Origin of the sequence: Clostridioides sp. ZZV14-6150, from assembly GCF_020657875.1 — a bacterium.
Taxonomy (GTDB): Bacteria; Bacillota; Clostridia; order Peptostreptococcales; family Peptostreptococcaceae; genus Clostridioides.
This window is the reverse complement of the sequence record NZ_JAGWDA010000015.1, coordinates 1-22,701: the sequence shown is the minus strand read 5'-3', so window position 1 is coordinate 22,701 and position 22,701 is coordinate 1. Positions and strand designations below refer to the sequence as shown.

General features: G+C 29.6%; 19 protein-coding genes. 12 read left to right on the top strand and 7 right to left on the bottom strand.

Translation table 11 applies throughout. From position 1 onward, the window contains the following. The first annotated feature begins 228 nt into the window (after window positions 1-228). From KGF41_RS15885 to KGF41_RS15875, 3 genes are read left to right on the top strand one after another with little or no spacing between them, the layout of a single operon-like run. Complete coding sequence (locus tag KGF41_RS15885; RefSeq protein WP_227828640.1) at window positions 229-684, top strand: S-ribosylhomocysteine lyase; 456 nt, start codon at window positions 229-231, stop codon at window positions 682-684. Further along, on the top strand, window positions 674-1,399 hold the full coding sequence (locus tag KGF41_RS15880) for a vitamin B12 dependent-methionine synthase activation domain-containing protein (protein ID WP_227828641.1): 726 nt from the start codon (window positions 674-676) through the stop codon (window positions 1,397-1,399). The genes KGF41_RS15885 and KGF41_RS15880 overlap by 11 nt, the downstream gene beginning before the upstream one ends. Next, window positions 1,371-3,752, top strand: a complete 2,382-nt coding sequence (locus KGF41_RS15875) for a homocysteine S-methyltransferase family protein (RefSeq protein WP_227828642.1) — start codon at window positions 1,371-1,373, stop codon at window positions 3,750-3,752. The genes KGF41_RS15880 and KGF41_RS15875 overlap by 29 nt, the downstream gene beginning before the upstream one ends. Window positions 3,753-3,956: 204 nt before the next feature. On the opposite strand, the gene KGF41_RS15870 is transcribed toward KGF41_RS15875, so the two are convergent. Then, a complete protein-coding gene (locus KGF41_RS15870) occupies window positions 3,957-5,186 on the bottom strand; it encodes an aminopeptidase (protein WP_227828643.1) in 1,230 nt (409 codons plus the stop codon). 396 nt (window positions 5,187-5,582) lie between these two features. Here KGF41_RS15870 and KGF41_RS15865 point away from each other — a divergent pair, with 396 nt between their 5' ends. The 7 genes from KGF41_RS15865 (at window position 5,583) to carB (KGF41_RS15835) (ending at window position 17,269) form a co-directional block, all read left to right on the top strand. After that, window positions 5,583-6,497 (top strand): nitroreductase family protein, encoded by a 915-nt coding sequence (locus KGF41_RS15865; RefSeq protein WP_227828644.1) that lies wholly within the window; start codon window positions 5,583-5,585, stop codon window positions 6,495-6,497. A gap of 23 nt (window positions 6,498-6,520) precedes the next feature. Further along, window positions 6,521-7,156 (top strand): DUF1847 domain-containing protein, encoded by a 636-nt coding sequence (locus KGF41_RS15860; protein ID WP_227856979.1) that lies wholly within the window; start codon window positions 6,521-6,523, stop codon window positions 7,154-7,156. Window positions 7,157-7,531: 375 nt separating this feature from the next. Further along, window positions 7,532-8,248 (top strand): orotidine-5'-phosphate decarboxylase, encoded by a 717-nt coding sequence (pyrF, locus tag KGF41_RS15855; protein WP_227436407.1) that lies wholly within the window; start codon window positions 7,532-7,534, stop codon window positions 8,246-8,248. A gap of 25 nt (window positions 8,249-8,273) precedes the next feature. Then, window positions 8,274-9,317 (top strand): glutamine-hydrolyzing carbamoyl-phosphate synthase small subunit, encoded by a 1,044-nt coding sequence (gene carA, locus KGF41_RS15850; protein WP_227828646.1) that lies wholly within the window; start codon window positions 8,274-8,276, stop codon window positions 9,315-9,317. Window positions 9,318-9,369: 52 nt separating this feature from the next. Continuing rightward, entirely contained in the window at window positions 9,370-12,576 is a 3,207-nt protein-coding gene (gene carB, locus KGF41_RS15845) for a carbamoyl-phosphate synthase large subunit (RefSeq protein WP_227828647.1), read from the top strand. Between the two features lie 257 nt (window positions 12,577-12,833). After that, the gene (gene carA / locus KGF41_RS15840) at window positions 12,834-13,883 is read left to right on the top strand and encodes a glutamine-hydrolyzing carbamoyl-phosphate synthase small subunit (RefSeq protein WP_227828648.1); all 1,050 of its coding nucleotides are present in this window, start codon (window positions 12,834-12,836) and stop codon (window positions 13,881-13,883) included. 179 nt (window positions 13,884-14,062) lie between these two features. Beyond that, window positions 14,063-17,269: a carbamoyl-phosphate synthase large subunit gene (carB, locus tag KGF41_RS15835; protein WP_227828649.1), complete on the top strand. Its 3,207-nt coding sequence runs from the start codon at window positions 14,063-14,065 to the stop codon at window positions 17,267-17,269. A gap of 131 nt (window positions 17,270-17,400) precedes the next feature. On the opposite strand, the gene KGF41_RS15830 is transcribed toward carB (KGF41_RS15835), so the two are convergent. The 6 genes from KGF41_RS15830 to KGF41_RS15805 all read right to left on the bottom strand — a co-directional run bounded on the left by KGF41_RS15830 (window position 17,401) and on the right by KGF41_RS15805 (window position 21,237). Next, the gene (locus KGF41_RS15830) at window positions 17,401-17,778 is read right to left on the bottom strand and encodes a DNA polymerase III subunit delta (protein WP_227828650.1); all 378 of its coding nucleotides are present in this window, start codon (window positions 17,776-17,778) and stop codon (window positions 17,401-17,403) included. 83 nt (window positions 17,779-17,861) lie between these two features. Next, window positions 17,862-18,311, bottom strand: a complete 450-nt coding sequence (locus KGF41_RS15825; RefSeq protein WP_227828651.1) for a permease prefix domain 1-containing protein — start codon at window positions 18,309-18,311, stop codon at window positions 17,862-17,864. A gap of 4 nt (window positions 18,312-18,315) precedes the next feature. Continuing rightward, window positions 18,316-18,645 (bottom strand): PadR family transcriptional regulator, encoded by a 330-nt coding sequence (locus KGF41_RS15820; protein WP_227856978.1) that lies wholly within the window; start codon window positions 18,643-18,645, stop codon window positions 18,316-18,318. Between the two features lie 176 nt (window positions 18,646-18,821). After that, window positions 18,822-19,679: a MerR family transcriptional regulator gene (locus KGF41_RS15815; protein WP_227828653.1), complete on the bottom strand. Its 858-nt coding sequence runs from the start codon at window positions 19,677-19,679 to the stop codon at window positions 18,822-18,824. Between the two features lie 20 nt (window positions 19,680-19,699). Next, entirely contained in the window at window positions 19,700-20,365 is a 666-nt protein-coding gene (locus KGF41_RS15810) for an RluA family pseudouridine synthase (RefSeq protein ID WP_227828654.1), read from the bottom strand. Next, complete coding sequence (locus KGF41_RS15805; RefSeq protein ID WP_227828655.1) at window positions 20,365-21,237, bottom strand: class I SAM-dependent methyltransferase; 873 nt, start codon at window positions 21,235-21,237, stop codon at window positions 20,365-20,367. The genes KGF41_RS15810 and KGF41_RS15805 overlap by 1 nt, the downstream gene beginning before the upstream one ends. Before the next feature lie 168 nt (window positions 21,238-21,405). On the opposite strand from KGF41_RS15805, the gene KGF41_RS15800 reads away from it, so the two are divergent. Then, on the top strand, window positions 21,406-22,149 hold the full coding sequence (locus tag KGF41_RS15800; RefSeq protein ID WP_227856977.1) for an RsiV family protein: 744 nt from the start codon (window positions 21,406-21,408) through the stop codon (window positions 22,147-22,149). Window positions 22,150-22,423: 274 nt separating this feature from the next. Next, on the top strand, window positions 22,424-22,651 hold the full coding sequence (locus tag KGF41_RS15795) for a single-stranded DNA-binding protein (RefSeq protein ID WP_227437569.1): 228 nt from the start codon (window positions 22,424-22,426) through the stop codon (window positions 22,649-22,651). Window positions 22,652-22,701 lie beyond the last annotated feature (50 nt).

Sequence of the window (22,701 nt, the reverse complement as noted above, 5' to 3'; positions counted from 1 at the left end):
CAAAAATAAAAAAGTAATATATAATTTAAGTCAGTTTAATAAGATACTTATCAAGAATTAGGGGAGAGAGTTAGCTCAGTGAACCTATACCAACCTTTTATTAGGTGGTCCTGCTAACAACGATGAGATGATTGGAAATAATATACTCTTCTTATCAATAGTGGATAGGGAGAGTTTTTTTATAGATTTAAAGTAACAAATTTTTAAGTGATAATGGAGGATTCAAAAATGGAAAAAGTAGAAAGTTTTAAATTAGACCATACAAAAGTTAAAGCTCCTTTTGTGAGAAAGTGCAGTGTACTTGATGGAGTTAAAGGAGATAAAATAAGTAAATTTGACTTGAGATTTTTACAACCAAATGTAGAAAGCTTTGGAACTGCTGCTATGCATGGTTTAGAACATTTACTAGCAACTTATTTAAGAGAGACATTAGATGGTGTGATAGACTTATCTCCAATGGGATGCAGAACAGGATTTTATTTAATATTATGGGGAGATGTAGATGCTAAGACAGTTAAAGATGGTTTAGAAAAGGCATTAAAGAAAGTAATTGAATCTGATAAAATGCCAGCTGCTACAGCTTTAGAATGTGGAAATTATAGAGACTTATCTTTATTTGGAGCAAAAGAATATGCAAAAGATGTTTTAGATAAAGGATTTTCTCTTAATATATATGGAGAATAATTTAATTGAAAGAGAAAGTATAAGCATAAATCAAAGTGAAGTTTTAAGGTATTTACAATATAAAGGACAAGAAATAGATAAAGAACTTAAAGAAACTATTGATGAATGTATAGAAACAGCCAAAAACAAGATAAATCCTAGATATATATCTAGGATTTATCCTATCAAAATAAATAAAGATAAGATTGTAGAACTAGAGGGAACAAATTTAACTTTAAAGAGTAAGGATATATATGAACTTCTAAAAAACTGTGATGAATGTGTAATTATGGCAGCGACTTTGGGAATAGAAGTAGAAAAGGAAATAAAAAGATACTCTTACTCAGATTTAACAAAAGGACTAATAATTGATTCATGTGGAACAACAGCAATAGAAGAAGTATGTGATATTGTTCAAAACAACATAGAAAAGGTTTTTTTAGAACAAAACAAATTTATAACTATGCGATATAGCCCAGGATATGGGGACTTACCAATAGAGAAAAATATAGATATATTAAATGTTTTAAATGCTCAAAAACAAATAGGACTCACAATTACATCAAATGGGATTATGATACCAAGAAAATCAGTAGTAGCTATTATAGGCATTTCTAATTTAAAAATAGATAAATCAAAGAAAGAAAAATCGTGTGAAAATTGTAAAAACTACAGAAATTGTACATATAGAAAAGGAGCGAATTCTTGTGGAAATAAGACAATATCTAAAGGATAATATATTAATATTTGATGGTGCAATGGGAACAATGCTTCAACAAAAGGGGTTAAAAATAGGTGAAAATCCAGAAGTATTTGGTCTTCAAAATCCAGAAAAACTTATAGAGATACATACATCATATTTAGAGGCAGGCTCAAATGTAATTCTTACAAATACTTTTGGGTGTAATGAATTAAAATTAGATAGTGAATATACAGTAGAAAAAGTTATCGACAATGCCATTTTAGTGGCTAGAAAAGCTATAGAAAATGTAGATAACACTAAACCTAGATATGTAGCACTAGATATTGGTCCTATAGGAGAAATGTTAGAGCCTATGGGAACTTTAAGCTTTGACAGAGCATATGAGATATTTAAAAGACAAGTATTACAGGGTGTTAAATCTGGAGCTGATGTAATAGTAATAGAGACTATGATGGACTTATATGAAGCTAAAGCTGCTGTTTTAGCGGCTAAGGAGAATTCTGATTTACCTGTTTTCTGTACTATGACATTTGATGAGAGTGGGAGAAGTTTTACTGGATGTATGCCAGAAAGTATGGTTGCTACAATAGAAGGGCTGGGGGTTGACGCAATAGGAGTAAACTGTTCATTAGGTCCTAAACAACTTTTACCAATAGTAAAAAAAATCGTGTCAAGAGCTTCAATACCTGTAATGGTTCAAGCAAATGCAGGTTTACCAAATATAGTTGATGGAGAAGCTATATATGATGTTGATGCAAAGGAATTTTTTGAGGGAGTCAAAAAATTTGTTGAAGCTGGAGCAACTATAATAGGCGGATGTTGTGGCACAAATCCAAGCTTTATAAAAGAAATATCTGAAAATATAAGTTCTGTTAAAAAGGGAAGTACCGAAAAGATTGATAAGTGTGTAGTTTGTTCGCCATCAAAATTTGTGGAAGTAGAATCGCCTACAGTTGTCGGAGAAAGATTAAATCCAACAGGTAGAAAATCTTTACAAGAAGCTTTAAAAAATGAAAATTTAGATTATGCAATAAATTTAGGGCTAGAACAAGTAAGTGCTGGGGCACAAATATTAGGTGTGAATGTTGGTTTGCCAGAAATAGATGAAAAGAAATTAATGCCAAAGTTAATAAAAGAGATTCAAGCAGTAGTAGACACACCATTACAAGTCGATTCTTCCGATGTAGAGGCTTTAGAACAAGGTCTTAGATATTATAATGGTAGAACAATCGTAAACTCTGTAAACGGCAAAGAAGAGTCTTTAGAAAGTATATTACCAATAGTTAAAAAGTATGGTGCATGTGTGGTTGGTCTTGCATTAGACGAAAAAGGTATACCAAAAAAAGCTGAGGAAAGATTTGAAATAGCAAAAAAAATAGTTGATAGAGCAGTTTCTTATGGAATAAAACCAAAAGATATATTTATAGATTGTTTATCACTAACTGTTTCAGCTCAACAAGAGGAAGCAATAGAAACTATAAAGGCCATAACAATGGTTAAGACATTAGGGGTAAAAACTATACTAGGGGTTTCAAATATTTCATTTGGACTTCCAAATAGAAAAGCACTTAATGCCTCTTTTTTAACACTAGCTTTAGGAGCTGGGCTTGACTTAGCAATTATAAATCCAAACGAATATAGCATGATGGAGGCTGTTAATTCTTTTAGAATCTTAAATAATACAGATAAAGGATGTATAAATTACATAAATCAATATAGCAATATAAATAATTCAAAACAGTCTGATTCCACTGTTAAAGCTAATAAAGATTTGTCACTAGATGTTTTAGTTGAAAGAGGATTAAAAGAAGAAGCCAAAAATGTAACATTGAATCTTTTAAAAGAGAAGGATGAAAATTATATATTAGATAAAATTTTAATTCCAGCTCTTGATAGAGTAGGAAAGAAATACGATAGTGGAGACATCTTTTTACCACAACTGATTCAATCAGCAGAAACAGTAAAAACTTCACTAAATACAATAAAAGAAACCTTACTAAGTAGAAGTAGTGACAATGTATCTAAAGGAAAAATAATAGTTGCTACAGTAAAAGGGGATATTCATGATATTGGAAAAAATATAGTAAAAATAATGCTAGAGAATTATGGATATGAAGTTATAGACCTAGGAAAAGATGTTCCAATTGAAGAAGTAGTAGAGGTTGCTAAAAAAAGAAATATAAAGTTAGTGGGATTGAGTGCACTTATGACTACAACTGTTCAAAGTATGAAAGATACAATTCAAGCATTAAGAGATAATGAAATAAATGCAAAGGTATTTGTAGGTGGTGCAGTTTTGACAGAGGAATATGCTGAGGAAATGGGAGCTGACTATTATTCAAAAGATGCAAAATCTGCTGTTGAGATAGCAAAGTTAAATTTTTAGCATGGAAATTAAAATAAAGGTTTTACTAAACAGGATATTTTATATATAATATAGATATAAGTTTTAGAAACTTATATCCAAAATAATAGGAATTAATCTATAATAATGAGATTAATTAATATAAAAAAATATTTATCATCAACATTAAAAAGGGCTGGGAAGTCTGGTATAACTTCCGTCAGCCCTTTTTAGTATAAAAATAAGTTAAAAAGCCCAATTGCCATTTTTGAAAATCTGTATATGTTTTCCATCATGAGTTTCTCCGACAATATCCATGTCTGAAGAGCCAACCATAAAGTCAACATGTGTTAGACTATCATTTACTCCATGTTCATCCAATTCTTCATCTTTCAAATCATTTCCACCATCTAAGCAAGTCTTATAAGCAGAACCAATTGCAAAGTGGCAAGAAGCATTTTCATCATATAAAGTATTATAAAAAATAATATTTGTATCAGATATTGGAGAGTTATATGGAACAAGAGCAACCTCTCCTAGATAATGAGAACCTTCATCTGTTTCAATAAGTTTCTTTAATGTTTCCAATCCCTTTTCAGCAGAGAAATCTACTATTTTACCATCTTTGAATGTCAAAAAGAAATTATCAATTATATTTCCTCCATAAACAAGAGGTTTAGTGCTGTAAACAGTTCCATTGACTTTAAACTTGTGTGGCATTCCAAAAATCTCTTCAGTTGGAATGTTAGGATTAAAGCTTACTCCATTAGGGTCTTTAGATGCTCCGCTCAACCAAATATGACCTTTTGGTAAATCCAAAGTTAAATTAGTTTTTGAAGATTTATACTTTAAAGTTTTGAAATTACTTTCATTTAAAAAATCCATTTTAGACTTTAGATTTTCATTATGTTCTTTCCATGCTTTTATAGGGTCTTGTCCATCAACTCTTGAACACTTAAATATGGTATCCCATAACTTATCTACTGCTTCGTTTTCTGATAAATTTGGAAATACTTTTTTTGCCCAATCTTTTGTTGGTACAGAAACTATACTCCATTTACATTTATCTGTTAGCGTATAAGAACGCCACTCTTTTAAAGCCTTTCCAGAAGCTTTTTGAAAGTTAGCAACTTTCTCAGGGTCAACATCTTTTAATAAATCTGGGTTTTGAGCATATACTGATAAAAATGCTCCACCTTCTTTAGCTATGTCTACATATTGATCTGCTGTCCATTTTGGAAACTCATGAAATGCTTCGTCTGGTGCATATAAATATTTAATAAGAGTACTTTCTTCATCAGACCATTCTATATATACATTTTTAGCACCACATTTATATGCTTCCTTTAGTGCATTTCTTGCAAAATCAGCACATTCAATTGGTGATTTTATAAGTAAAGTTTGACCTGGTTGTATGTTAACTCCGACCTTAATTGCTAACTCAGCATATTTTTCTAAATTTTTATTAAAATCCATATTATTCCTCCTGTATTTTTAATATTAAATAACTTATAAAATATTATATCATTAAATAACTTATAAAATATTAATATCATTACTTAGATTTTGGGTCATATTTAAAATATTTATACTCAATAGACTGAGAAATAAAAAACACTTATTTTAATTAAAATAGATTGTTTAAATATATAATTGCAACTAAGACGTTATTTTTTGTTGATAATAGTATTAAAGTAGAAATAAAAATACTTTTTTAGTGAAAAGCTATACAAGAATACCGAAAAAAACTTATAATATAATAATGAGATAGATATTTATAATGAAATAAAAAATTTTCTGGCAAAGCTTATATATGTTTAAATATAGTAGTTTATATATTATGAACAGAAGATTTCAGTTAGGAGGGCATAAATGGAGCTTTATGAAGCCATTTTTTATAGAAAATCTGTAAGAAATTTTTCCAGTACAAAACTAAAAAAGCCATTAATGGAAGAAATAAAAAGAAGTTGTAAAAATTTAGAATACTTAAATGAAGATTTAAATATTAAAGCACATGTTGTTGATAGAGGTCATATAATACACTTTTTAATGGGAAAAGAGTGTAAAGTAAAAGCACCTCATTATATAGTAGTCACATCAGATAAAGGAAAAGACTATCTACAAAATATAGGTTTTGCCACTGAAGGTATAGTCTTACGTCTTACAACGTTAGGAGTAGCTACTTGTTGGTTGGAGTCGACATTAAAAAGAGAAGATATCTTGGAATTTGTAGATATTGGCAACAAAGACCCAAGAGAAGATGAAGAAGACGATTTAGATTATTTAGCTGGAATAAAAACGGAAGAAGAAGATGAAAACAAAATAGAGAATCCATATATAATAATAGCTTTTGGATATCCGGCAAAAAATGAAGATTTATTTAGGACAAGACACGCTAGGCCTGATAGAAAACCAGTAAAAGATATCATAAATAAAATAAATAGAAATAGGAAATGGAAAGAAATATTAGAATTTACAAGAAGAGCTCCATCTGTGAAAAACTCTCAACCTTGGTATTTTCATAAAGATGAACGAGGTCTTCATCTATTTGAAAAGAAACCTAAGAAACATTGTGAAGATATGAATAAGGTTAGCTTAGGAGTAGGCTTAAGACATTTTGATATAGCATGTATAAAAAATAAAATAGATGTTTCATATGAAAAACTTCCTATAAAGAATAGAATAGGAAAGTCATATTTTATAACTGTAGTTGAACATGTAAAACCAGAAGAAGAAACTCAAGATGAAAATTTAAGTTTGGAAAAAGAAGAATCACAAAATGAATAAAATTTTGAGAGGGGATAGTAGGTATGTATAAGTGTGGGAAATGTAATCTTAGAGGCTGTTCAGATGGAGATATGGATAAGCTAATGAAGATATGTCCAACTAGAGAAGTTGAGTTACAAGAAAAAGCAAAAAAACTTTATGAAGAAGAAGAAAATAGAAAAATAGCTTATAATGCTGGATTAATTGAAACAGAAGGATACTGTCAATATACTAGGTTAAAAGAGATTATAGAGTTTGCTAAAAAATGTGACTATAAAAAAATTGGTATAGCGTTTTGTATTGGTTTAAAAAGAGAAATGCAAACAGTACAAAAGGTATTTGAACATCATGGATTTGAAGTGTTTTCTGTGATATGTAAAAATGGAGCAATGCCTAAAAGTACAGTTGGATTAGAAGCATCTCAAACGATATCAAAGTGTGCAGATGAAATAATGTGTAATCCAATAGGGCAGGCTTTGTTTTTAAATGAAGCTAAAGTTGACCTTAATATAATTCTTGGACTATGTGTTGGACATGATACATTAGCTATGAAATATATGGAAGCTCCTATAACAACTCTAATTGTCAAAGATAGAGTAACTGGGCATAATCCAGCTGCTGCGATATATAATGCAGAGTCTTATTTTGAAAAAAAATTGTTTGATAAAGATAAAGAATAATTCAAAGACTTATTGACATAAAAAGCAATTAGTGGTTTAATTATAAAAAAGATGAAACTTTAAAATATCCTTAAGATACATAAAGTTATATAAATAAAGAAAAATATTACAGCTAAATTCCTTAAATTAGTCCAGAGAGACTAAAGGGTTATAGATAGTGTTAATATATAACCTCTAGTAAATCTTCTAGAGGTTTTTGATGAGTATAAAATAAAAATTTAAATATAATAAAGTCTTTTAAACTAGTCCAGAGAGACTGGGAAAGATATCTCATAGCTAATAAATAGAGTTATGTATAGATAAAATCCTTGTGCCTCTTTTGGTGTGAGGATTTTTTTATGAGGATTTAGGCTTTATTAAAAAGGAGATGTAAAAATGATAAATGGTAAAGAGAAGCTAATAGTTGCAATTGATACTGACGAATTTGATAAAGCTAAAGAACTAATAGACAAATTAGAAGATAGTGTAGATATATTTAAAGTAGGACTAGAACAATATGTGGCTACAAAAGGAAAGACTATAGACTATTTAAAAGAAAAAGGTAAAAAAATATTTCTAGACCTTAAATTCCATGATATTCCAAATACTATGAAAAGTGCAGTAAGAGCTGCAGTAAGAGATAATGTTTGGTTAATGACAATACATGTATCAGACATGGAAGGGATGAGACAATGTGCACTAGTTGCTAAAGAAGAAGCAGAGAGATTAAATATAGAAAAACCTTTGGTGGTTGGAGTAACAGTTTTAACTTCATTAAGCAACCAAGACTTACAAGATATAGGATGTAATATGACAACAGAAGAATTGGCTATAAAGAGAGCTAAATTAGCAAAAGAATCAGGAATAGATGGAGTTGTTTGCTCAGCTCAAGAAGTAGATAAGATAGTAGAAGCGTGTGGAACTGATTTTATAACAGTTTGCCCAGGGATAAGACCTAAGTCAGCAGAAGTTGGAGACCAAAAAAGAGTTGTTACTCCATCAGATGCAATAAAAAGAGGAGCTCATTATTTAGTTGTTGGAAGACCTATAACAAAAGCAGAAAGTCCAAGAGAATCAGCTATTAATATTGTAAAAGAAATAGAAAATGCTTAGATAAAACATTTGGGAGGTAGCTTATATGAAGGGGAAATTAATTTTAGAAGATGGAACAGTATTTGAAGGAAAAGCATTTGGATATTTAAAGGAAGCTGTTGGTGAAGTTGTGTTTAATACTTCAATGGCAGGATATGGTGAACTACTGACAGATGCAACTTATTATGGACAAATAGTGACAATGACATATCCACTTATAGGGAACTATGGAATAAATTTAGAAGATGTTGAATCAAATAAAGTGCAAGTAAAAGGACTTATAGTAAGAGAAAAAAGTGACAACCCAAATAATTTTAGATGTGAAATGGATATAGACACATATCTAAAGCAAAATAAAGTAATTGGACTTGAAGGAATAGATACAAGAGCATTGACTAAGATTATTAGAAATAATGGAACAAAAAGAGGTATTATAACTTTAGAAAATGTATCATTACAAGAAGTTCAGTCTAAATTGACAGAGTGTTGCAATAAAGATTCAGTTAAAAGTGTTACAAGAAAAGAAATTGAAAATATTAAAGGGACTGGTGCTAAAGTTGTAGTTGTAGACTTTGGTGTTAAAAATAGTATATTAGATTCACTGAAAGCTTGTAACTGCGACATAACAGTAGTACCAGCAATGACTACTTCAGAAGAAATTTTAAGAATAAACCCTGACTTGATATTATTATCTAATGGGCCAGGTAATCCAGAAGATATAAATGATATAGTTGAAAATATAAAGAAATTAGTAGGCAAAAAACCACTAGCAGGAATCGGTTTAGGACATCAAATTTTGGCATTAGCATTAGGTGGAAAAACTTCAAAACTTGCATTTGGACATAGAGGAGGAAATCATCCAGTTAAATGTTTAGAAACAGGAAAAGTATTTATAACTTCTCAAAATCATGGATACAATGTTTCAGAAATGCCAGAAAATACAGAGATAACTCATGTAAATTTAAATGACAATACTATAGAAGGAATGAGACATAAGGAATTACCAATATATAGTGTTCAGTACATTCCAGAATACACAACAAAAGAAGATTTAGATTGTATATTTAATAAATTCTTAGCATTAATATAGATTTAGTATTATTTACAGATAGTAAAAACCATTTAGATAAGGAGAAAAATTTATGCCTAAATTAGATAGTATAAAGAAAACTTTAGTATTAGGGTCAGGACCAATAATAATAGGTCAAGCGGCAGAATTTGACTATTCAGGAACTCAAGCATGTCAATCTTTAAAAGAAGAAGGAATTGAAGTTGTATTAATAAATAGTAATCCAGCTACAATAATGACTGATAAAGAAGTGGCAGATAAAATATATATAGAACCATTAACAATAGAATTTATAGAAAAAATAATAGAGAAAGAAAGACCAGATAGTTTACTTGCAGGTATGGGTGGACAAACAGGATTAAACTTAGCAGTTGAGCTTTATGAAAAAGGTATACTAGATAAATACGGAGTAAAAATAATAGGTACTTCAGTAGAATCTATCAAAAAAGGTGAAGATAGAGATATATTTAGAGATGTAATGAAAGAAATAAATCAACCTGTAATAGTTAGTGATATAGTTACAGAGTTACAAGCAGGTCTTGATTATGCACTTACAATAGGGTATCCAGTAGTTGTAAGACCAGCATACACATTAGGTGGAACTGGTGGAGGTATAGCTGATACAGAGGAAGAATTAAGAGAGATACTTTCGCATGGATTGCAATTAAGCCCAGTTGGACAAGTATTAATTGAAAAAAGTATAAAAGGTTGGAAAGAAATAGAATATGAAGTAATAAGAGATTCAAAAGGAAACTGTATAGTTGTATGTAACATGGAAAATATAGACCCAGTTGGAGTTCATACAGGAGATAGTATAGTAGTTGCTCCAACACAAACTCTAAGCAATAAAGAATGTGCGATGCTTAAAAAAGCATCTTTAGATATATTAAATGCAGTAGAAGTTCAAGGTGGATGCAATGTTCAGTTTGCATTAAACCCACATAGTTTTGAATATGCAGTTATAGAGATAAATCCAAGAGTTAGTAGATCATCAGCACTAGCATCAAAAGCCACAGGATATCCAATAGCCAAAGTTTCATCAAAAATAGCTTTAGGATATACTTTGGATGAAATAGAAAATGCAGTAACTAAAAAAACTTATGCTTGTTTTGAGCCGACTATAGACTATGTAGTGGCTAAGATACCAAAATGGCCATTTGATAAATTTAAAAAGGCAAATAGAAAATTAGGAACTAAGATGATGGCAACTGGTGAAATAATGAGTATAGGAAGTAACTTTGAAGCTGCTATTCTTAAGGGAATAAGATCACTTGAAACAGGAAAATATTCATTAGTTCATGCACCATCAGAAGAGAGAAGTATTGAAGCGTTAAAGAAAAGAGTTGTAGTACCTGATGATGAAAGACTATTTGATTTAGCTGAAATGATAAGAAGAGGCTATAAAGTAGAAATGATAGAGCAAATCACAGGAATAGACAAGTGGTTTATAAATAAATTTAAATGGATAGTTGAACAAGAAGAAAAATTAAAAGTTATGAAGATTGAAGACTTAACTAAAGATTATCTTCTTGAGTTAAAGAAAAAAGGATTCTCTGATAAAGGTATATCTGATTTAATGAAGATAAGCCCAGAAAAATTATATGAATTAAGAAGTCTATATAACATAAAACCAGCATACAAAATGGTCGATACATGTGCGGGAGAAATAGATGCTATATCTCCATATTACTACTCAACTTATGAGCAATATGATGAAGTAGTTGTTAGTGATAAGAAAAAAGTAATAGTGTTAGGCTCTGGCCCAATAAGAATAGGTCAAGGTATAGAATTTGATTATTGTTCAGTTCACTGTGTAAAATCTTTAAGAAAGATGGATATAGAAACTATAATCATAAACAATAACCCTGAGACAGTAAGTACAGATTTTGATACATCAGATAAACTATATTTTGAACCATTAACAGAAGAAGAAGTTTTAAGTATAATTGAAAAAGAAAAACCAGAAGGTGTAATACTACAATTTGGAGGACAAACAGCTATAAAACTAGCTAAGTTCTTACATGAGAAAAATATACCTATATTGGGAACGGACTTTGATGATATAGATGCAGCAGAAGACAGAGAAAAATTTGATGAATTATTAGAGAGATTAGATATAAATAGACCAAAAGGAAAAGGTGTATGGTCACTTAATGAAGGTATTGAAGTTGCTAATGAATTAGGTTATCCAGTATTAGTTAGACCATCTTATGTACTTGGTGGTCAAGGTATGGAAATAACTTACAATGAAGAAAAATTATCTCAATACCTACAGGATGCATTTGATAGAGACCATAAAAATCCAGTACTTATAGATAAATATCTAACTGGTAGAGAAATAGAAGTAGATGCTATATGTGATAAAGAAGATATATTAATACCTGGAATAATGGAACACTTAGAAAGAGCTGGGGTTCACTCTGGAGATAGTACAACAATGTATCCAAGCCAAAATATATCTGATAAGATAAAGGAAAAGATAGTAGAATACACTAAAAAAATAGCTTTAGACCTTAATGTACTTGGTATGGTTAATATACAATTTATAGAATTCCAAAATGAATTATATATAATTGAGGTTAACCCTAGAGCCAGTAGAACAGTCCCATATATAAGTAAAGTGAGTGGAGTACCAATAGTTGACTTAGCTACAAAATGTATGCTAGGAGCTAAATTAAAGGATTTAGGATATGGTACAGGGGTTTATAAAGAGCCTAAACTAGTATCAGTAAAAGTGCCAGTATTCTCAATGTCTAAATTAGCTAAAGTTGAAGTAAGTCTTGGACCTGAAATGAAATCTACAGGAGAAGTTTTAGGTGTAGGAGAAAATCTAGAAGAAGCTTTATATAAAGGATTCTTAGCAGCAGGTAGACATATGTCCGATGAAAGAGGAGTAGTGCTTGCTACTGTCAATAATAACGATAAAGATGAATTTATAGCAATAGCAAAAGATATGAAAGAGTTAGGATATACTTTTGTTGCAACAGAAGGTACAGCTAAGAGTCTAAGAGAGAATGGAATAGAGGCTGATATAGTAAACAGAGTGGAAGAATCTAGACCAAACATACTAGATGCTATAAGAAATAAACAAGTTGATATAGTAATAAATACACCTACTAAAGGTAATGACTCAACAAGAGATGGATTTAAAATAAGAAGAACAGCTATTGAATTCTCTACTGAAATAATGACATCTTTAGATACATTAAAAGCCTTAGTAGAGGTTAAGAAAAAACACCTAAACAAAGATAAGTTAAAAGTTTACAATATAGCTGAATAGAAATTAAGTTGATTGTATAGTTTAAGAATTTAATCATTAAATTAAAAAGAAGAAGTTATTTTTTCTAGGAGTTTTTACTTTTGAGATAACTTCTTTTTTTTAAGAAATTTGTAGTATAATAGAAAAAGATAAAAAATAAATGCAAATGAGTATAAAACTAGAATGTAAAAGTGAAAAATATATATAGATATTTAAAAGATTATATTTAGTTAATGTTCTTTAGTTTGCCTAAAGAGAATTATAGGAGGTACTGTAATATGAAAGCAAGGTTAATATTAGAAGATGGGACAGTTTTTATAGGAAAAGCATTTGGATATTTAGAAGAAAGTGTAGGAGAAGTAGTATTTAATACTTCAATGATAGGATATGGTGAAGTTTTAACAGACCCTTCTTACTATGGTCAAATAGTTACTATGACTTATCCTCTTATAGGAAATTATGGTATAAATTTATCATCAGCAGAATCTGAAAAAGTGCAAGTGAAAGGATTTATAGTAAGAGAAAAAAGTGATTCTCCAAGTAATTTTAGATGTGAAATTGATATAGACCAATATTTAAAGCAAAATAAAGTGATAGGACTAGAAGGAATAGATACAAGAGCTTTAACTAAGATACTTAGAAATAATGGGACAATGAAAGGTATAATTACGTTAGAAGATAGTAAATTAGAAGATGTTAAACATAAATTAGATAAGTTTTCAAATACAGAAGCAGTTAGAACGGTTACAAGAAAAGAAGTAGAGCATATAGAAGGAAATGGTCCAAAAGTAGCTGTTATGGATTTTGGAGTTAAAAGAAACATCTTAAGATCATTTATAGCTCGTGGATGCGATATAACAATATTCCCAGCTACAACATCTCCAGAAGATGTATTAAGTATAAATCCTGATTTAATATTTTTATCAAATGGGCCTGGAGACCCAGAGGATTTAGAAGATGTTATAGAAAATATAAAAGTTCTAATTGGTAAAAAGCCTATAGTTGGAATATGCTTAGGACATCAGCTTTTAGCCTTAGCTCTTGGCGGAAAAACTGAGAAACTTAAATTTGGACATAGAGGTGGAAATCATCCAGTTAAAGATTTAGAAGAGGGAAAAGTATTTATAACTTCTCAAAATCATGGATATTATGTTTCAGAAGTTCCTGAACAAATGAAAGTGACACATATAAATTTAAACGATAATACTGTTGAAGGAATGAGACATGAGAAGCTAGATGTATACAGTGTTCAATACCACCCTGAAGCTTGTCCAGGGCCAAAAGACAATGACTATATTTTCGATAAGTTTTTAGAGTTTATAAAATAAATAATATCAGAATATATAGCTAAAAATAAGACTAACTTAAATCAAAAAAAGTATTGGTTTAATTAATATAGATATAATAAATAAACTCAAATTTAAAGATGAAATAAAGTAATTAAAATTGATTGTATAGATTATGAAGATAAAAACTGTGAAAATTGTTTAGATAAGGAGAAAGAGTTATGCCTAAATTAGATAGTATAAAGAAAACTTTAGTATTAGGGTCAGGGCCAATAATAATAGGTCAAGCAGCAGAATTTGACTATTCAGGAACACAGGCCTGCCAAGCACTAAAAGAAGAGGGAATAGAAGTTGTATTAGTAAATAGTAATCCAGCTACAATAATGACTGATAAAGAAATTGCAGATAAAATATATATAGAACCATTAACAATAGAATTTATAGAAAAAATAATTGAAAAAGAAAGACCAGATAGTTTACTTGCAGGTATGGGTGGTCAAACAGGACTAAACTTGGCTGTAGAATTACATGATGCTGGTATACTAGATAAATATAATGTAAAAGTTATAGGTACGTCTATAGAGTCTATAAAAAAGGGTGAGGATAGAGATTTATTTAGAGAAGTAATGAAAGAAATAAATCAACCTGTAATAGTTAGTGATATAGTTACAAATTTAGAAGCAGGTCTTGAATTTGCAAATAAAATAGGATATCCAGTGGTTGTAAGACCAGCATACACATTAGGTGGAACTGGTGGAGGTATAGCTGATACAGAGGAAGAATTAAGAGAGATACTTTCACATGGATTGCAATTAAGTCCAGTAGGTCAAGTTCTTCTTGAAAAGAGTATAAAAGGTTGGAAAGAAATAGAATATGAAGTAATGAGAGACGGAAATGGAAACTGTATAACTGTATGTAACATGGAAAATGTAGACCCAGTTGGAGTTCATACAGGAGATAGTATAGTTGTTGCTCCAAGTCAAACTTTAAGTGATGAAGAATACCAACTACTTAGAAAAGCATCAATAGATATAATAAATGCAATAGAAGTTCAAGGTGGATGTAATGTTCAAATAGCTTTAAATCCACATAGCTTAGAATATGCAATAATAGAAATAAATCCAAGAGTTAGTAGATCATCAGCACTAGCATCAAAAGCTACAGGATATCCAATAGCAAAAGTGGCGGCTAAAATAGCTTTAGGATATACTTTGGATGAAATAGAAAATGCGGTAACTAAAAAAACTTATGCTTGTTTTGAGCCAACTTTAGATTATGTGGTAGTAAAAATACCAAAGTGGCCATTTGATAAGTTTAAAAAGGCAAATAGAAAATTAGGAACTAAGATGATGGCAACTGGTGAAATAATGAGTATAGGAAGTAACTTTGAAGCTGCCATTCTTAAGGGAATAAGATCACTTGAAACAGGAAAATATTCATTAGTTCATGCTCCATCAGAAGGTAGAACATTAGAAGAGTTAAAGAAAAGAGTTGTAGTGCCTGATGATGAAAGATTGTTTGACTTAGCTGAAATGATAAGAAGAGGCTATAAAGTAGAAATGATAGAAGAAATCACTGGTGTTGATAAGTGGTTTATAAATAAATTTAAATGGATAGTTGAGCAAGAAGAAAAATTAAAAGGTCTTAAAATAGAAGATTTAGATAAGGAATACTTACATGAATTAAAGAAAAAAGGATTCTCTGATAAGGGTATATCTGACTTAATGAAGATTAGCCCAGAAAAATTATATGAACTAAGAAGTCTATATAATATACAACCAGTTTATAAAATGGTTGATACATGTGGAGGAGAATTTGAAGCTCTATCTCCATATTATTACTCAACTTATGAGCAATATGATGAAGTAGTTGTAAGTGATAAGAGAAAAGTGGTAGTATTGGGTTCTGGACCAATAAGAATAGGTCAAGGTATAGAGTTTGACTATTGTTCAGTTCACTGTGTAAAATCTTTAAGAAAAATGGGTATAGAAACTATAATTGTAAACAATAACCCTGAAACAGTAAGTACAGATTTTGATACATCAGATAAACTATATTTTGAACCATTAACAGAAGAAGAAGTTTTAAATATAATTGAAAAAGAAAAACCAGAAGGTGTAATACTACAATTTGGAGGACAAACAGCTATAAAACTAGCTAAGTTCTTACATGAGAAAAATATACCTATATTGGGAACTGATTTTGATGATATAGATGCAGCAGAAGACAGAGAAAAATTTGACGAATTATTAGAGAGATTAGATATAAATAGACCAAAAGGAAAAGGCGTATGGACAACTAATGAAGGTATTGAAGTTGCTAATGAATTAGGTTATCCAGTATTAGTTAGACCATCTTATGTACTTGGTGGCCAAGGTATGGAAATAACTTACAACGAGGAAAAATTAACTCAGTATTTAGATGATGCTTTTGCTAGAGACCATAAAAATCCAGTACTTATAGATAAGTATTTAACTGGTAGAGAAATAGAAGTAGATGCTATATGTGATAAAGAAGATATATTAATACCTGGAATAATGGAACATTTAGAAAGAGCTGGAGTTCACTCTGGAGATAGTACGACAATGTATCCAAGCCAAAATATATCTGATAAGATAAAAGATAAAATTCTAGAATATACTAAAAAAATAGCTTTAGACCTTAATGTACTTGGTATGGTTAATATACAATTTATAGAATTCCAAAATGAATTATATATAATTGAGGTTAACCCTAGAGCCAGTAGAACAGTCCCATATATAAGTAAAGTGAGTGGAGTACCAATAGTTGACTTAGCTACAAAATGTATGCTAGGAGCTAAATTAAAGGATTTAGGATATGGTACAGGAGTTTATAAAGAGCCTAAACTAGTATCAGTAAAAGTTCCAGTATTCTCAATGTCTAAATTAGCTAAAGTTGAAGTAAGTCTTGGACCTGAAATGAAATCTACAGGAGAAGTTTTAGGTGTAGGAGAAAACCTAGAAGAAGCTTTATATAAAGGATTCTTAGCAGCAGGTAGACATATGTCTGATGAAAGAGGAGTAGTGCTTGCTACTGTCAATAATAACGATAAAGATGAGTTTATAGCAATAGCAAAAGATATGAAAGAGTTAGGATATACTTTTGTTGCAACAGAAGGTACAGCTAAGAGTCTAAGAGAGAATGGAATAGAGGCTGATATAGTAAACAGAGTTGAAGAGCCTAGACCAAACATACTAGATGCTATAAGAAATAAACAAGTTGATATAGTAATAAATACACCTACTAAAGGTAATGACTCAACAAGAGATGGATTTAAAATGAGAAGAACAGCTATTGAATTCTCTACTGAAATAATGACATCTTTAGATACATTAAAAGCCTTAGTAGAGGTTAAGAAAAAGCATATAAACAAAGATAAATTAAAAGTTTATAATATAGCGGAATAAAAAAATAAACTAATATTTAGATTAATTAAAGGCGTTAGTCCGTAGAAGCTTTCGCCTTTAATTAATACTCTATAATTATTTTTTTATGTGAACTAAAATAAATATTAATCTTGATACTATCAGTTTTTTCTTTAATCATTAGATAGAGGATAAGAGTGGTAGTCATGAATTTCTTCATGTATAAGATTTTCATATTTATCATAATAGTATTTAATTGTAACAACTATTTTATCTCCCTTAGATACATTTCTATAGAGTTTTTTACTTTTAATAGAGTAGACCTCATCTTTATATATGGCATTAACTATAAAAATTTCTGACTCATAATCAAATGTGCCCATTACTGGATTATAGTGTTTTGAATCTTCTTTATAGCAGAAGCTTTCAACAGTCATTATATAAGTTCCAAATGAAATCCATTTGGTATATTTAAATAAATTTACTTTCTCATTAATATATGAAACTCCTGGCGTATCAAGAATTTTTTCTAATAATATTTTTTTCTCCATATACAAAAACTCCTTTCATATTATTTATTAATATTGTAGTACTTACTCATATAAATAAAACAAAAATATATTTATTAATGTGACTACATAACATAATCATTTTCTATTTCTTTCTTTAATCTATTAATTATAATGCTTAAAATTATTAATATAGCTACTACGATTATCAAAGCTACAATCAACCAAGGTGGAACTATGTGTCCAAAACCTCTATTGGCTGTAAATGCAGCAGTTGCAACAAGCCATCCAAATAAATTTAAAAATAAGAGCCTTGAATTTGATAATCTTCGCAATAAAACTTTTTTAGGTTCTATTTTTTGTTTAAATATTGAACGTAATTCTACTGACATCTCACCGCCACCATCGAATCTCTCGATTGCCTTATTTTGTGCTTCATCTATGTTATATCCATTTTCAATAAATTCATTTGCAGATGTTGTTAGATGTTCTCTTAGCTCTTCTTTTAAATCTTGAATCTCTTTGTTATTTTCGTTCTTATATAGTGTTTCTAAATACTCTTCTATTATTTTCATAAATCTAATCCCCCTTCTTTAGAAATTTGTTCATAATACCCTGTATAAAGTCCCACTCCTGAATTTTTATTTCTAAGTTATCCTTTCCGTCATCTGTTATATTGTAATACTTTCTCCTGCTTCCTGCGCCTTGGTCATTTCCCCAATAAGATTTTATCAAACCCTTAGATTCTAATCTTTTAAGAGACACATAGAGTGTACTTTCTTTTAACTCAAATGTAGTTTCATCTCTAACCACTTTTGCTATTTCATATCCATATGAATCTCCTTTGTTTAGTATTGATAATATTAAAGTATCAATATGACCTTTAAGCACTTCTTTATTTAAGTCCATAAATTCACCTACTTTATGTTATCATATACCTCGTATTATAAGGTATATAGATATATAATAAAACATTTCATATTATTTTCCAAGTGTAAACTATAAAATTTTAATTATTATTTAAAAAGGGCATTCCATTTATGATTTAAAAATCATTTGGAAACGCCCTTTTTTATAATAATTGATTATACTAGACATCTTAAATCAATTTCCCTCTTTTTAACCTGTATCTGAATTTCGGTTAGAAGTTCCTCTTCATTGTTTGTAGATAGAGGGTCTATTATAGGTATCTCATATATATAATTTTCAATAGGTATCCTTTTATAATCAACATAGTCAACTAACTTTTTAAAAGCAGTATAATTTTCTCTGTAAGAACCTTTATATGTCATACAAATAAAATCACCAGCTGAAATTTCAGATATATATTTTTGAGATTTAGCATCAAATAAATCTCTTTCAACATTTACAAAGCTATTTTCATAGATGACTTTATCTTCGTTTAAGAATTTATCTATAGATACAAGACCACTTACTCCACCATAAAACACAGAGATATTATCTTCTAGTATATTTGCTATTTGTCTTCTGGAAAGTTCCATAGTTTCTTCACTACTTAAACCTTCTTCATATTCTATGGATAAAATACTTCTTCTTGGAATATGTTTTCTTACTATTTTACCTACTTCATCTACTTTCATACCTTTTTCCATTGTTTCTTTTTTTGTACTTAATACTTTTTTTATAAGTTCTAATTCTTTAATTTTTTCATCTACTATATTAATCTTATTAGTTAATAATTTTAGAATTTCTTCATTGTTTTCATCTAACTTTTCTTTGATTTCTTTTAATGGCATACCTAGATACTTTAAGTATTTTATAATATCCAATTGTGAAAATTGGTCAATTGAGTAATATCTGTAATTGCTTTCTTGATCAACATGAACAGGTTTAAATAAATCTATTTGGTCATAGTATCTTAGTGTTTGTATGCTTATTTTGTGAAGCTTTGACATTTCACCTATTGAAAACTTTTTACTCATATAATCACCTCATTTGAGATTTAGAATATATTCCATGGATATTCATCAGGTGGAGTACATATAAATTCCATTTTTTCCTTTGTTGTTGGATGGCAAATTTCTATTTTATTAGACCAAAGAGAAATCTGTTGTCCAATTTTATTTACTTCTTGGCCATATCTTTGGTCTCCATATAAAGGGTGTTTTCTAGTTGCAAATTGAACTCTTATCTGATGAGAACGGCCAGTTTTTAAGTTTACTTGAACTAAGCTTAGATTTTCTTTAAAACCCAATACTTTATAACTAAGTTCAGCTTCTTTAGCATCTTTATGTTTTTTTTTCACGACACTTACCATATTTGTCTTTTTATTTTTATATAAAAAATCTTTTAATATGTCTGAATCGGATTTCATTTTACCATGAACAACTGCCATATAGGTTTTTTTGAATGTCTTATTTCTTACTTGTTCAGACAATCTTGAGGCAGCTTTTGATGTTTTGGCAAAAACCATGACTCCACCTACTGGTCTATCCAATCTATGTACCAAACCAATATATACGTTTCCAGGTTTATTGTACTTTGTTTTGATATAGTCTTTTAAAAGATTTACCATGTCCTTATCATTGGTATCATCTCCTTGAGATAATACATTTACAGGTTTCTCTACAACTAATAAATGGTTATCTTCATATATGACTTTTATCATTATTTGTTCTCCCATCTTCCAAATATACCACAAGGAAGTATTTTACCATCCCTAGAAGCTGGTATTCCTAGTTCACCGCCATAAATTTCTCCATTATTTGCCTTTTTTCCTATTGTTGTAGATAGTACATTTTCAAGAACTATTGGAGAGAAGCCTGTTGTGTAAGAATTAATTAGAAAGAATAAAGGATTATCAGATAAAACACCCATACATAAATCCACAAAGCTATATAATTTTTCTTCTATCTGCCATACTTCTCCCTTAGGTCCTCTTCCATAAGAAGGTGGGTCCATTATTATTGCATCATATTTCTTACCTCTTCTTATTTCTCTTTCAACAAACTTTACAACATCATCTACTATAAATCTTACTGTTTGATTTTTAAGTCCTGATAACTCTATATTTTCTTTTGCCCAGTTGACCATACCTTTTGCAGCATCAACATGACATACTTCTGCACCAGCGGATGCACATGCTACTGTAGCTCCTCCTGTATATGCAAAAAGATTTAATACTTTTATAGGTCTGTCAGCTTTTTTGATTTTGTCCATCATCCAGTCCCAATTGGCTGCTTGTTCTGGGAATAATCCAGTATGTTTAAATCCAGTTGGTTTAATGTGGAATTTTAAGTTTTTGTAATTTATAGTCCATTGTTCTGGATATCTTTTTTTGTGTTCCCATTGACCTCCACCTTTATTACTTCTATGATAATGTCCATGAGGGTTTTTCCATAGAGCCCATTCAGACTCCATTGGCCATACAACCTGTGGATCTGGTCTTCTAAGTACATACTTACCCCAACGCTCTAATTTTTCTCCATTTCCCATATCTATAAGTTCATAATCTTTCCATTTATCTGCTAATAATAACATATCTTTCCTCCTATAAAATAACTCTCAATCCTATGTATTATACCACAAAATCAGTCATTTTTTGCTGTTTTAGATACTTTCTATTCTTTACATTTATTGTTAACATTATTACTCTTTTAAACATATTATATAGTATCTGATTTTTTTAATAAGAGGAGGAGAGTTTTAATGGAAAATTATCAAGCTACAAATACTTGTACATATAACATATTATATGTGCAGTTTAATGAAGACTTTGGCAGAAGTAAGTACTTTTCATATGATGTAAAATATCCTATTCTTTACAATATTAGAAATCAATCTACCTATGTAAATCCGCCTATTTTAAACAACATAAATTCTGCTGTAAAAATGACTGTAAATAATTTTAAGGTTGGATTACAAGAAGAAGAACAAGAATATAATAATGCAGCTTCTCAAAATTCACTTCCAAAACAAAGTTACTGGATTTCTACTAATTATGCAGTTACTTTTAGTAAAAACTATGTACTAAGTATGATATTAAATCTTATGGGATTTGCTGGTAGTTCTGGGCCTAAATACAATACATTAAATAATTACAATATAGATTTAACAAATGGAAAAGAACTTTTACTAAGTGATATTTTTAGAGATGGGGTCGACTATATAAACATAATAACTGATTATATAAAATCTGAAATTAATGAAAATAGAGAAATGTATTATTCTAATGTAGAATTAGTTATACCTGTAGATCAGGCATTTTATATTACAGATGATGGGCTTGTTATCTATTTTGGTGTAGATGAAATAGCACCTGAAAGTTTTGGAATTCCTAAATTTAAGATAAGATTTTCTGATTTTGGAAATTTTATAAACCAACGTTTTTATTGCATTTCTCCAGACATATACATTCAATCAAGAGGAAGAGCTAAGCATTTTATGGTATAAAAATATAGATAATTCTGAGCCCTATTTTAGTGTATCTAGATTTATGCTGGAGTAGGGTTAAGATTTATCTATCTTAAAAACATAATTTAAACAGTACTATTTGTATATGTTAGTTATATAGACTTAGACCTACTGATAAACATTTATATAGTACAATTTGTATTAAAAGTTTTAACTTTTGACACCATTATAATTCCTTTATAATTTGTTTGACTATGTCAAAAATTAACAATATAATGAAGTTAATGAAATTATACAAATTGGAGGAAATAATATGAATAGTCTGTTAAATGATGCAATAGATGAGTTAAAAAACATCCATTGCGGAGAGGTTTTTTTATTAAAAGAATTGTTCAAAGGCTATGAATGGAACAGGTTGGAGATGAACATCAGGTTAAAATTAGGAAAACTTTTTTTGTATGAGGTAGTAAGTAATCCCAATTTAAAGGTAGAAGTAATCAATAAAAACTCTGCTTATCAACAAATGTATAAAAAAAAATAGCAACTTAAATATATATAATAATATAATCTTCTTGTTGAGTCAAAAGTTAA

Excerpts from the sequence above, each read along its gene's own strand:
- KGF41_RS15885 (WP_227828640.1), top strand. The coding sequence starts at position 229 with ATGGAAAAAGTAGAAAGTTTTAAATTAGACCATACAAAAGTTAAAGCT.
- KGF41_RS15880 (WP_227828641.1), top strand. The coding sequence starts at position 674 with ATGGAGAATAATTTAATTGAAAGAGAAAGTATAAGCATAAATCAAAGT.
- KGF41_RS15870 (WP_227828643.1), bottom strand. The coding sequence starts at position 5,186 with ATGGATTTTAATAAAAATTTAGAAAAATATGCTGAGTTAGCAATTAAG.
- KGF41_RS15865 (WP_227828644.1), top strand. The coding sequence starts at position 5,583 with ATGGAGCTTTATGAAGCCATTTTTTATAGAAAATCTGTAAGAAATTTT.
- KGF41_RS15860 (WP_227856979.1), top strand. The coding sequence starts at position 6,521 with ATGTATAAGTGTGGGAAATGTAATCTTAGAGGCTGTTCAGATGGAGAT.
- pyrF (WP_227436407.1), top strand. The coding sequence starts at position 7,532 with ATGATAAATGGTAAAGAGAAGCTAATAGTTGCAATTGATACTGACGAA.
- carA (WP_227828646.1), top strand. The coding sequence starts at position 8,274 with ATGAAGGGGAAATTAATTTTAGAAGATGGAACAGTATTTGAAGGAAAA.
- carB (WP_227828647.1), top strand. The coding sequence starts at position 9,370 with ATGCCTAAATTAGATAGTATAAAGAAAACTTTAGTATTAGGGTCAGGA.
- carA (WP_227828648.1), top strand. The coding sequence starts at position 12,834 with ATGAAAGCAAGGTTAATATTAGAAGATGGGACAGTTTTTATAGGAAAA.
- carB (WP_227828649.1), top strand. The coding sequence starts at position 14,063 with ATGCCTAAATTAGATAGTATAAAGAAAACTTTAGTATTAGGGTCAGGG.
- KGF41_RS15830 (WP_227828650.1), bottom strand. The coding sequence starts at position 17,778 with ATGGAGAAAAAAATATTATTAGAAAAAATTCTTGATACGCCAGGAGTT.
- KGF41_RS15825 (WP_227828651.1), bottom strand. The coding sequence starts at position 18,311 with ATGAAAATAATAGAAGAGTATTTAGAAACACTATATAAGAACGAAAAT.
- KGF41_RS15820 (WP_227856978.1), bottom strand. The coding sequence starts at position 18,645 with ATGGACTTAAATAAAGAAGTGCTTAAAGGTCATATTGATACTTTAATA.
- KGF41_RS15815 (WP_227828653.1), bottom strand. The coding sequence starts at position 19,679 with ATGAGTAAAAAGTTTTCAATAGGTGAAATGTCAAAGCTTCACAAAATA.
- KGF41_RS15810 (WP_227828654.1), bottom strand. The coding sequence starts at position 20,365 with ATGATAAAAGTCATATATGAAGATAACCATTTATTAGTTGTAGAGAAA.
- KGF41_RS15805 (WP_227828655.1), bottom strand. The coding sequence starts at position 21,237 with ATGTTATTATTAGCAGATAAATGGAAAGATTATGAACTTATAGATATG.
- KGF41_RS15800 (WP_227856977.1), top strand. The coding sequence starts at position 21,406 with ATGGAAAATTATCAAGCTACAAATACTTGTACATATAACATATTATAT.
- KGF41_RS15795 (WP_227437569.1), top strand. The coding sequence starts at position 22,424 with ATGAATAGTCTGTTAAATGATGCAATAGATGAGTTAAAAAACATCCAT.